An 11,463-nucleotide genomic window follows, 5' to 3' on the forward strand; every position below is an offset into this window, starting at 1 on the left:
TTTTTGCATATTTATTCTTTTTTTATTTTTTCATATACACTACAACAATTTTCAAAGCTATTTTCCTAACTCAAATTGTTAATGTTAATGTTATCTATGATTAAAATTAATGCAATGGGAGCAACTGTTAAAATAATTGATCGTACTTTCATTTTAATCGACAGTATTTGCGAATCCTCGAATGGTTTTCTTAAAGTGTAATCATAAAGTTTTCATGTTTATATTCTGAAATTTATTATCAACGATAATTTTAAGTATTATTTCTAAATCACTTTTTAGAGCATTTATTTTTTGATATAATTTAATTTAAAATATTTTTAACCAATTTAATTATTTGTATATTTATTTTCATATAAAATTTGATATTTTAGAGAAATTCTTAAATAGCTTAATGAATATACATTCTTATCGTAAGTTAAGTTTGGGGTAAAAAAATGGAAAAGAAAATAAAGGTAATAATTCTATTGTTGATTGTTTTGGTTATAGCAGGGGTAGCTACACACTTGTTTTTAACTCCTTCGACTGTAGAAACTGTCGGTTCAAAAAATGTCACCGACATGATTAACAGATCAGTTGAAATACCTGCTTCAGTTAAAAATGTTGTGGCTACAAGCCCTCCGATGACCACTGTTTTATATATGATTGCACCTGATAAATTGAAAGCTGTTAACTTCCAGTGGACAGATGACGAATTGAAGTATGTTCCAAGCCAATATCATAATTATCCGGTTATTGGTGGTTGGTATGGTTCTCAGGATGGTAGCTATGAAGAATTTATTGCATCAGAACCTGATATTGTCATCGAATCTATTGATGAAGGTGGTGACGGCGATTTATCAACTGTTAAAGAACGTCAGGAAAAATTTGGAAAAATTCCTGTGCTTGCAGTTAATGACACTACAAACGTTGAAAAGATAGGAGATTCCATAACTTTCATGGGTGAGGTTGTCGGAGCCCAGGACAATGCAAAGCAGTTAAATGACTTTAACAATAAGTATTTGGATATTGTCCATGAAAAGGCCTCAAAATTATCCGACAGCAATAAAAAAACAGTTTATTATGCTCAGGGTGATGACGGCCTTCAGACAAATCCTTCAAATTCAACTCACGGGCAGCTGATTGACCTGGTCGGCGGTGTTAATGTTGCAGATTCTGTAAGCCAGGCAAACACAACCAGCGGAGTTCAGGTTTCAATGGAACAGGTAATCAGCTGGAATCCCGATAAGATAATCACTAATGATCCTGAATTTTACGCAAAGGTTTATAATGACTCCAACTGGGGCAAAATCAATGCTGTTAAAAATAAGGAAGTTTACTTGTCTCCACAATCTCCGTTCAAATGGTTTGACAGGCCTGTTGGAGCAAACATGATTATCGGAGTTCCGTGGACAGCTAAGGTAATTTATCCTGATGATTATAAGGACATTAACATGAAGGATGCAACCAAGGAGTTCTACTCCAAATTTTATCACATTGACTTGAGTGATAATGACGCAAAACAGATATTATTGGATTCAGGTCTAAAAGAATCAAATATATAGTGATTTTATGGATAAAGAAACAAAAGAGATTATAAGTATTGTGCTTTTAATCTTTTTTCCAATAATTTTATTTTTCGCTTCATTTCTAATTGGCAGATATCCGATCAGTCCGATTGATGTTATAAACACATTGCTGTGCCCGATATTTCCTCAATATGAAGTAAATTCAACAATAACGACTATTGTTTTTGAAATCAGACTTCCAAGGATTATCGGGGCAATTGTTGTAGGCGCCTGTCTTGCAATATCTGGGGCGGCTTTTCAGTCAATATTCAAAAACCCGTTGGTTTCCTCTGATTTGCTGGGCGTATCAAACGGTGCTGGTTTTGGTGCGGCATTGGCTATTTTAATAAGCGGAGCCAATATTGTGACTCAGATTTTCGCATTTGTTTTTGGCTTGATTTCCGTGGCAACCACCTATTTGATTTCCAGAACTTACAAAGCCGGCGGAATTCTTGTTTTGGTTTTGTCTGGAGTTGCGATATCCGCATTTTTCAACTCATTGATATCTGCCATTAAATTTATTGCAGACCCTGATGATAAGCTGCCTGAAATCGTATACTGGTTAATGGGAAGTTTGGCATCCATAAATGCTGATAAGCTAATCATGATAGCGATTCCGGTAATTGCAGGCCTTGCAATACTGTTGATTTTAAGATGGCATATGAATCTACTTGCAATGGGTGATGAGGAAGCCCAATCATTGGGATTGAATCCTTCAAGAATCAGATTGCTGATAATTGCAGGATGTACACTTCTGACATCTGCTGCAGTTTCAATAAGCGGAATTGTAGGCTGGGTAGGTCTGATCATACCTCACATGGCACGTATGATAGTTGGCCCGGACAACAGAATACTGCTCCCGGCTTCCCTGAGCCTTGGAGCAAGCTTTTTGCTGTTGATTGACAATATATCAAGGGCGGTTATAGCTATTGAAATTCCGATAGGTATCTTGACTGCCATAATAGGGGTTCCGATTTTCTTATACTTACTTAAAAGGGGTTATTCAGAATGGTCGTAGATGATAAACTATTTGAGGTAAGGAACATCGCTTTTTCATATAATGATGAGGAGATATTTTCGGATATCAGTTTTTCCATTGGCCGTGGGGAGGTATTGTGCATTCTGGGACCTAACGGAACCGGAAAGACCACGTTAATCAAGTGTCTGAACGGATTGCATGATATTGATTCTGGAGACATACTGATTAATGGCAAAAACATTAAAAAACTATCATTCAGAGAAATCTCAAAGCATGTCGGATACATTCCGCAGTCTCACGTTCCGTCATTTCCATTCAAGGTATTCGATGTTGTCCTGATGGGCAGAGCCCCCTACCTTAACTTGACTGATTCACCTAAAGAGAAGGACGTTAAGATTGCAAACGATGCCTTGAAAACATTGGGAATTGAAAATCTGAAGGATAAGGAATATACAAATTTAAGCGGCGGAGAGCGTCAATTGGTATTTTTGGCAAGGGTGCTGTGCCAAAAACCGGACATGCTCATATTGGACGAGCCGACATCACATCTGGATTTCGGCAATCAGATTAAACTTCTCGAAATAATAGATAATCTGGCAAAAAGCGGATTGTCAATAATAATGTCATCACACTTTCCCGATCATGCATTCCTGAGCTCAACAAAAGTGGCAATCATGAAGGATAAGAGGTTCATAGATTTTGGAACTCCAGAAGATGTGGTGACTGAAGAAAACCTTAAAAAAGCATATTCAATAGATGTAAAACTAATTGAACTTGACAATAAAAGAAAGGTTTGTGTACCTTTAAAAACAAATTTAGAATTAGACTTATAGGTGATATGATGAATCAAGATGAATATATGGAACAGTTGAAGATGGCCGGTGAATTTCATGGAGAAATCTGTGGAGGAATAGCTATCGGAACAAAATTAGCTATGTACGGACTTGAATTGATGGGAATGGAACTTAACCAAAGGCACAAAAATCTGATAGTATTTTTGGAAATCGACAGATGCATGGCCGATGCGGTTCAGGCGGTTACAAAATGTTCAATGGGTAAACGTTCCTTAAAACAGATGTACTATGGAAAATTCGCAGTAACATTCTATAATATGGATACTGAAGAGGCAATAAGGGTTTCCGATGCAGATGCCAATAAAAAGGAAAAGATTAAAGAAACCAGAGATGAGATGATTGAAAGATTCAAACAGACACCTCCTGAAGAATTGTTCAATGTGGAAAAGGTCAAAGTTGAATTGAATGAATCCCAAATGCCTGGAAAACCTCACACAACCGCATGGTGCAGCGTATGTGGTGAAAAAGTAACCGACGGCAGACATCTGGTCAGAGGCGGAAGGCCAATTTGCATTTCCTGTGCTGAAGGTTCCTATTACGAAATTATTGATGAATAATATTGAAATTTTTATTCATCCTTATTTTCTTATTTTTTCAATTTATATCAAAATTTTTCATTCATTTGTTTTTATAATAATTTTTATCACTTGTTTTATTATTTAAAGAATATATAACCAATTATTTTATTTATAAATAATTCATTACGATATGTTTATATATTCATGTTGTATAATATTTAAACAGATAAAGAATATGGGTCGTAATGATGGATTTAATTGGAGGATATCTGTTAGTAATTTTAGTGTTGTTTTCCGCCAACGCAGCACTGCTGCTTGGAAATAATAAGATTGACAACATGAGGCTGATTTTAATTTCATTAACATTTGCCGTTGCCACATTAATATTATTGAATGTATCCCTTTATTTAAATACAGCATTATCCTTTTTATTGGAATATTTCAGCTATGTATTTTTAGCTATCGGATGCATAATCTTTATTGTGATGTTTTTCTTTGTTAAAAACAATGAATTTAAACTTTCGCTATACCTGATTTTGCTGACATTTTTAATCGCAGTAATTTTATTCGCATCCCAATCAAGCTTAAGCTTTTTTGAAATGATTTTATATTCTTTATTGGTTTTTATTACTTTATTTGTTGTTTATCAACTTTCAAAATTATTACATTATGCTAAAAGACAATATTCGGTGATAACTGGGGAATTCATGTGTCTGGCTTCAATTTTAATCTTCATTTTTGCCTTTACATACGTCTCCACATTCAATCTTGACTATTCAATGTTCAGTTCATTTCTGATTCTGACTCCTACTTATCAGTTGATATATGTTATAATAGCCGTTATTGTAATTTTAGTCATTGGTGTGCTTTTAAATGATAGTAAAGGGGGAATTTTATGATACTTCAGGGAACTGAAACATTAACATCTTTTATTCACATTTTATCGGAAAGCCTTCTGACTCCTGTCGTAATCCTGCTTGTTATTTCAATAGTTATTGTCATCCTGTCTTTCGGAGGTTTGATTAATGAATACATTTCAAGAAAACCGATTAAATCAAAAGACCTCGAAAATCTCATCAGGAGAGTTTCATTTTCAACTAATGTGAATCAGATGAAAGAGGAAATCAAGAGCAGCGATTTATTTGATTATCAAAAGGAGATTTTAACAAGGATTGCAGATAATCATGATATTGGTCCGGATGCAAGAAAGGCACTGGCCGGTGAGCTGATATCCGCAGAAGAAACAAGATTAATCAAAAAAACCAACAAGACTGATATACTGGTTCGTGTAGGTCCGAGTTTAGGTCTTTTGGGTACGCTGATTCCATTGGGTCCGGGTCTTGCCGCACTCGGAACAGGGGATATCGCAACACTTGCCGAATCATTGACTATTGCTTTTGACACTACCGTCACAGGCTTGACTGTCGGTGCTCTTGCATTTTTAATATCAAAATACAAAAAGCAATGGTATGAATCTGAACTGATTGATGTTGAAACCGTTGCCGAAGCGGAATTGGAAACAATAAACAAATGGTGATTTCATGCTTAGAAAAAGAAGAAGAATATCAGAATCGATTGATGATGATCCGATGAGCGGACTGAATAACCTTTCGGATGCAATGCTGGTTCTGGCATTGGGTTTTTTGATTTTTGCAATCATGGCATTGTCTGTCAATCCGGATATGATTACACAATCCCAATCAACGCAGGATGTTTCCACAGCAGATACATTCTCTCAAAACTACACCAGTGCAGGCGGAATTGAGGACAGCGGATATAATGAAGTTGGTAAAGTCTATGAAGATCCAACAACCGGTGAGCTGGTAATGGTATCGGGCTGAAGATTATTCTGGGGTAATTTCGCCCCTTTCTTATCTATTTTTTCAATTCAATCGACAGTAAAACCGCACTCGCTGCAGGTTTTTGTCTGGAATTTCACAACTCCTCCGCACTCTGGACATAGCCATTTTTCCCTGTCCTGGCTCATCATGCGTCCGATGCCGGTGGTCTTAATTCTTTTGGCGCTGTCAAGTGTGTTCAGGTCATGTCTTTTAACGTATTTTTTTGAGTGCTTTTTCATCAGTGGACATGGAAATTCGCTGCAGCGTCCGCAATAGCTGAAATTTTTAGAATCAAAACAGGTTTTAATTTTGCACTTTAAGCTGGCCTTGCTTTTGCCGTCGTTGCTAATCAAACATCCGGCACATGGATTTTGATATTTTTCACAGCTAATGCAGTTAATCCCACATGGTGCAAGTAATTTTGAATCAATTTCATCAGGCATTTTCATGGTAATTACTATGTTTTATTTGATATTAAAATATTGTAGGCACCGTGTCAAGTAGTTCTCATATAAAAATTTAAATATTCATTTTCCCTGAATCAAGATTAAAAAACACAATTTCAACGATACATTTATAAATACATAAAACAAATAGTTTATTACTGTTATTTTTTAGCAGTTATAATTACTTTTTTTGGGATAAGTTCCCATATGGATGTGGCCTTCGTGGCTGAACAAAAAGGTGTTATTATGTATAAATATATTAGAGACGCATGGAAAAACCCAGATGAGTCTTACGTACGTGAACTCATGTGGCAAAGAGCTCCTAAATGGAGAAGAGAAAAAGCAGCTCAAAGAATTGAAAGACCAACTAGACTTGACAGAGCTAGAAGTTTAGGTTACAGAGCTAAAAAAGGATTTGTTTTAGTAAGAACCAGAGTAAGACGTGGTGGAAGAAGAAAAACCCGTCGTTTCAATGGTCGTAAACCTAAAAGAATGGGTGTAAACAAAATTACCCAAGCAAAATCTATTCAAAGAATTGCTGAAGAACGTGTAGCTAAAAAATACCCTAACTTAGAAGTATTGAACTCCTACTGGGTATGGTCTGATGGTAGATACAAATACTATGAAGTAATTTTAGTTGATCCAAACAGTCCTTCTATCATTAACGATAAAAAAATCAATTGGATTTGCTCCAAAAAACACACTAACAGAGCTCTCAGAGGCTTAACTAGTGCTGGTAACAAAGGACGTGGAATCAAATTCTAAAGGAAAAGGCTCTGAACAAGCTAGAAGAAGAAAAATCTAATTTTTCTTCATTCCTTTTTTGATAAAAATGATTCATAACATTAAATTCAGGGCTTTCGTTTATGAAAATGAAAGCATTGATGATATAACTCAAGCTATTTTAAACATTCTTCCTGAAGCCGAAATAGAAGCGGAGGAGGCTGAAGGATTACTTGAAGATAAGATAATAATCTTATCAGGTACCGTATCCAAAAAGAGATACACAAAGACTTTTTTTAACACACTCCTCGAGTGGACAGATTTGGATAAATTGAACGCAGATTTAGAGCGTAAAATTGACGAGAAAGGTAACTGGTTTTTAAGATTCGACAAAGAAGATGCCTTAGATGAAATCTGGACCATAAAAGATTCCGGAGATTCAATCCATCTCAAGGTAAAGATCGCAGCTTTTCCTGCAAAAAAACAGATTGCAGTCGATAAGGTTCGTGAAGCTATTTTAAATGATTAAAATGGAATTTGAACAAATCATTCATGAATTTGAAGAGTTGTCCGATGTTGATTTTGCACAAAACATGAAAAAATTTGGAATTTCTTATGTTAAAAGCTATGGGCTCAGATTGCCGCAGATTAGAAAAATTGCAAAGGAGTGCGGCAAAGACCATGAGCTGGCCTTAAGGCTTTGGAATCACGGATATCATGAAACGTATCTTTTGGCAACCCTTACAGAAGAGCCGGACAAGGTGGATTCGGTTCAACTGAACGATTGGGTCAATACGTTCTATTCATGGGATTTGGTGGACCAGGCATGCATCAATCTTTTGAGATTCATCCCGGAAGCCGTTGACAGTATTTTCATTTGGGCAAAATCCGATGAGGAATTCGTTAAAAGAACTGCATTCAGCTTGATAGCAGTACTTGCGGTTCACAACAAGGATTCTGATTTCGACATGTATTTTGAAATCATTAAGGAAGCTTCTAGTGATGATAGGAATTTTGTCAAGAAATCTGTAAACTGGGCTTTAAGGCAAATCGGCAAATCAAGCAGGGAAAATAACAGAAAAGCACTTGACTTGGCCTATGAAATTCTTGAAATGGACAATAAGGCAAGCAAATGGGTTGCAAGGGGTGCAATTCGTGAACTTGAAAGCGAAAAGGTTCAGTCAAGATTCTAAAAAAGTAAACTTTATTTTAAAATCTCTCCAATATATATAATAAAGGTGAAAGTAATGGAGAGAAAAAGCTATTATTTAATAATTATTTTGGTTGCCCTGGTGATATGCATCGGAGTATTTCTCTACCAGTTCAACAATGATGTTCCAACATTCATACTCATCAATGAAACCGAAGTTCAAGAAAACGGCTCATTTTCAGGTATGCTGATGGATGCCTATAGCTATGGGGTTGCAAATCAGACAATAACATTCCACAAGCCGGGTTATGATATGGGAACTCTTGTAGATGTGACCACTGACGAAAACGGGGTATTCACCATTAAAAATGCCCAATATCTGCCTGAAGCCGGCAAGGATAATTACTATGGTAACTTTACATTTGCAGGAAATGGCAAATATCAGGGATGCACATATGAGGGCAATGTTACTGTAGTTCCTAATTGATTTGTCGCCAAATTATATGGGATGCAAATTCAAAACCATGATTTTAATTAATCGTATGTAACATTAACGCCAATCATATTGAAAACAAGTTTAGTTTTGAGCATGGAGTATACATCAACTTCTTTTAAAATAAGTTTAAATAACAATATTTCTCATGAAATATTGCTATTTGTATTTTTTAAGGAATGCCGCAGTGAGGATTGCTGTTGCAATAACTGAAATCACATTGGCTATCATTGAAGGCAATCTCAAACCTTCAGGTGCTTGCAGGATATATCCGAATGCAATAAAAGTACAAATGACTGACGGCACTAATGTAACGAGATAGTGTTTTTCCTTTTTAATCAGATAAACAGTTGCGGTAAATAGCACTATTGTAGCCACTATCAGCTGGGACCATGCGAAATATCTCCAGATTAGGCTGAAATCAACAAATGTCAATCCAAATGCTATTAAAAATAATGGAATTGCAACTTCAAGCCTTGAACTTAATTTTTCATGATTTAAATGGAAATAATCAGCTATTGTTATCCTTGAACTTCTAAGTGCAGTGTCTCCTGATGTAATCGGACAGACAACAACTCCGATAACGGTTAGAACCAAACCGATTGGCCCAACTAATGTTGTTGCCATTTCATTAACTGCCACTGAAGGTGTTGCACTGTAAATTGCTGCAAGCTGAGGCTGACCGTGGAAAAATGCCATTGCAATAGCCGCCCAACAAAGAGCAACCAAACCTTCTAAAACCATCGCTCCAAAAAATACAGGTCTTGCATCTTTTTCATTTTTTATACATCTTGCAACTATTGGGGATTGTGATGCATGAAATCCTGATATTGCTCCGCAGGCTATGGTGACAAACAGATATGGAAAAATACTTTTGTCAGTTAAATACAATCCTTGTGTTGTAAACTCAGGAATGGAGTATGCAGGATTAAAAATTACTCCTCCAGTCATTATCACGGCCATAATCAATAGCAATGCTCCAAAAATAGGATATATTTTTCCTATAATTTTATCAACTGGAAATACGGTTGCAATCAGGAAGTAAATGAATATTACGGTCAGACAAATGATTACTGGAATTTGTGTCAGGTTGCTGAGCAAATCTGCAGATCCTTTTGCAAAAGTGGCTGAAACAAGAATTCCAGTGATTATCACGAGAAATGCAACGTATTTTTCAAATCGGGCTCCCATATACTTTGAAACAATATTCGGCATTGTTAAACCGTCCTCTTTTAGGGACATGAATCCTGAGAAGAAATCGTGAATTGAACCAATGAAAATGGTACCAAGTACAATCCATAAAAATGCTGCCGGACCAAATAATGCACCTTGTATGGCTCCAAAAATAGGTCCTAAACCGGCAATATTTAAAAAATGAATTAAAAAATTCTTGATTCTAGACATTGGAATGTAATCAACGCCGTCCTGCAATCTATATGCCGGTGTTTCTTGAGTTTCATCAACACCAGCTATCCTTTCAATAAATTTGCCATAAATGAAGTATGATGCTATTAAAACCAAAATACAAATGATGAAACTATACATTATTTTCCCTCTCTTAATCTAATATATTATTTGATGTTTGTTAATAATTTTGCTATTGAATTGAGGCATTCATTGACATTAAAAAAATAGGTTGAAGCAATAACATATGTAGGGAATCGGAAACTTTTTCGGGGATTGTTGATTTTTATACATTAATGCAAAATTTTTTTAAAACATAAAAAGTATATATTTAAAGCATGAAACGGATTTTTAAATTCATTGAAAAATATTTTTTCATAATAGTCTTGCTGGCAGTAGTTATTTCTTTGATTTATCCAAACTCATTTCAATGGGTTTTAAGCAACTATAACGGCATAAATGTATTGAATTTACTTTTAAGCATTGTTCTTTTTACAATGGGTACTACTTTGAAGGTGGATGACTTTGTCAATGTATTTAAAAATCCAAAAGAAATCGGTGCCGGTATTTCAGCGCAGTATATTATAATGCCTCTGATAGCATTGGTTCTTGCAAAAGTCTTTTCTTTAGATACTGCCCTGACGGTTGGACTTATTTTGGTCGGAACCGTGCCTGGAGGAACAGCTTCTGATGTTATCACATTTCTTTCAGGAGGGGATGTTGCATTATCAGTTTCCTTAACTGCAGTATCTACGGTAATTTCACCGATTTTAACTCCTATGATTACATTGTTGCTAATCGGCAATCAAATTCATTTCAATCCTGTTGACATGTTCATCTCAATCATTGAAATAGTGATTGTTCCGATTATTTTGGGATTGATATTAAATTACAAATTCCCTAATTTCTGTGCGAAATTAAAGGATTATCTGCCTGCAATATCTTCAATTGTGATTTGTTTAATCGTTGCAGGTGTAATTGGAGCTAATAAACAGGCCATCTTAACATCTTCAGCAGTAATAATGGTCGTTATTATTCTGCAATATTTCATTGCAATGTTTCTCGGATTTGGAGTCGGATATCTTGTTGGAATGGATAAAAAACAAATCATTACAGTGGCCATCGAACTTGCTTTTCAAAATTCAGGATTATCTACAGGCCTTGCAAAGACTCATTTCCCGAGCTTGCCTCAGGCAACAGTTCCGGGTGCACTTTATTCCGTTTGGCAGAATTTTGCAGGGTCAATTCTTGCATATGTATTCCGAAGATATGTATGAGTGGTTCATTGATTTGGGTAATTCCCATGTCTGTAATCTGATTTTTTCATATGATTGAATCTATTGGGCAATTAATATCGGATGTTTGAACACGTCTGTTTGAATGTTCACATCCAATTTCTTTTTTCTCAAAACTTTTATCTTTAAAATGCAAGAATACCACAACTTCTGCAAGTTGTGGATGAATTGCACTATGGGGTGTACTGTCTTTTTTAATTAATTTTATTGTGTTTT

The 11,463-nt window shown here is 35.6% G+C and carries 14 protein-coding genes and 1 pseudogene; 12 read left to right on the forward strand and 3 right to left on the reverse strand.

From position 1 onward, the window contains the following. The first annotated feature begins 434 nt into the window (after window positions 1-434). The 7 genes from QZU83_RS09440 (at window position 435) to QZU83_RS09470 (ending at window position 5,736) form a co-directional block, all read left to right on the forward strand. On the forward strand, window positions 435-1,541 hold the full coding sequence (locus QZU83_RS09440) for an ABC transporter substrate-binding protein (RefSeq protein WP_295611752.1): 1,107 nt from the start codon (window positions 435-437) through the stop codon (window positions 1,539-1,541). Window positions 1,542-1,548: 7 nt separating this feature from the next. Beyond that, the gene (locus QZU83_RS09445; protein ID WP_295611753.1) at window positions 1,549-2,562 is read left to right on the forward strand and encodes an iron ABC transporter permease; all 1,014 of its coding nucleotides are present in this window, start codon (window positions 1,549-1,551) and stop codon (window positions 2,560-2,562) included. Continuing rightward, entirely contained in the window at window positions 2,553-3,356 is an 804-nt protein-coding gene (locus tag QZU83_RS09450) for an ABC transporter ATP-binding protein (protein WP_295611754.1), read from the forward strand. Before QZU83_RS09445 ends, QZU83_RS09450 begins: the two co-directional genes overlap by 10 nt. Window positions 3,357-3,364: 8 nt before the next feature. Then, window positions 3,365-3,934 carry an FmdE family protein gene (locus tag QZU83_RS09455; protein ID WP_394350263.1) on the forward strand — a complete coding sequence of 190 codons (570 nt, stop codon included), beginning with the start codon at window positions 3,365-3,367 and terminating at the stop codon, window positions 3,932-3,934. Between the two features lie 206 nt (window positions 3,935-4,140). Then, window positions 4,141-4,794, forward strand: a complete 654-nt coding sequence (locus tag QZU83_RS09460; RefSeq protein WP_295611756.1) for a peptide ABC transporter permease — start codon at window positions 4,141-4,143, stop codon at window positions 4,792-4,794. After that, entirely contained in the window at window positions 4,791-5,432 is a 642-nt protein-coding gene (locus QZU83_RS09465; RefSeq protein ID WP_295611757.1) for a MotA/TolQ/ExbB proton channel family protein, read from the forward strand. Before QZU83_RS09460 ends, QZU83_RS09465 begins: the two co-directional genes overlap by 4 nt. Before the next feature lie 4 nt (window positions 5,433-5,436). After that, window positions 5,437-5,736 (forward strand): DUF2149 domain-containing protein, encoded by a 300-nt coding sequence (locus tag QZU83_RS09470; RefSeq protein WP_295611758.1) that lies wholly within the window; start codon window positions 5,437-5,439, stop codon window positions 5,734-5,736. A 47-nt stretch (window positions 5,737-5,783) separates the two neighbouring features. Here the strand turns inward: QZU83_RS09470 and QZU83_RS09475 are convergent, their stop codons facing one another. After that, window positions 5,784-6,185 (reverse strand): DUF3795 domain-containing protein, encoded by a 402-nt coding sequence (locus QZU83_RS09475; protein WP_295611759.1) that lies wholly within the window; start codon window positions 6,183-6,185, stop codon window positions 5,784-5,786. A gap of 243 nt (window positions 6,186-6,428) precedes the next feature. Here QZU83_RS09475 and QZU83_RS09480 point away from each other — a divergent pair. From QZU83_RS09480 to QZU83_RS09495, 4 genes and pseudogenes are all read left to right on the forward strand, one after another. Continuing rightward, window positions 6,429-6,987, forward strand: a pseudogene (locus tag QZU83_RS09480) (50S ribosomal protein L15e). A gap of 27 nt (window positions 6,988-7,014) precedes the next feature. Beyond that, window positions 7,015-7,434, forward strand: a complete 420-nt coding sequence (locus tag QZU83_RS09485) for an RNA-binding protein (RefSeq protein ID WP_295611760.1) — start codon at window positions 7,015-7,017, stop codon at window positions 7,432-7,434. A 1-nt stretch (window position 7,435) separates the two neighbouring features. Next, on the forward strand, window positions 7,436-8,098 hold the full coding sequence (locus QZU83_RS09490) for a DNA alkylation repair protein (protein WP_295611761.1): 663 nt from the start codon (window positions 7,436-7,438) through the stop codon (window positions 8,096-8,098). A 54-nt stretch (window positions 8,099-8,152) separates the two neighbouring features. Beyond that, window positions 8,153-8,542, forward strand: coding sequence for a hypothetical protein (locus tag QZU83_RS09495; protein ID WP_295611762.1), 390 nt, complete (start codon window positions 8,153-8,155; stop codon window positions 8,540-8,542). A gap of 165 nt (window positions 8,543-8,707) precedes the next feature. Here QZU83_RS09495 and QZU83_RS09500 read toward each other — a convergent pair whose 3' ends face one another. Beyond that, window positions 8,708-10,093, reverse strand: coding sequence for a carbon starvation protein A (locus QZU83_RS09500; RefSeq protein ID WP_295611763.1), 1,386 nt, complete (start codon window positions 10,091-10,093; stop codon window positions 8,708-8,710). A gap of 197 nt (window positions 10,094-10,290) precedes the next feature. Here QZU83_RS09500 and QZU83_RS09505 point away from each other — a divergent pair, with 197 nt between their 5' ends. After that, window positions 10,291-11,229, forward strand: coding sequence for a bile acid:sodium symporter family protein (locus QZU83_RS09505; RefSeq protein WP_295611764.1), 939 nt, complete (start codon window positions 10,291-10,293; stop codon window positions 11,227-11,229). 46 nt (window positions 11,230-11,275) lie between these two features. On the opposite strand, the gene QZU83_RS09510 is transcribed toward QZU83_RS09505, so the two are convergent. Then, a partial coding sequence (locus QZU83_RS09510) for a hypothetical protein (protein ID WP_295611765.1) occupies window positions 11,276-11,463 on the reverse strand: 188 nt, incomplete at its 5' end.

Origin of the sequence: uncultured Methanobrevibacter sp., assembly GCF_902771435.1 — an archaeon.
Taxonomy (GTDB): Archaea; Methanobacteriota; Methanobacteria; order Methanobacteriales; family Methanobacteriaceae; genus Methanocatella.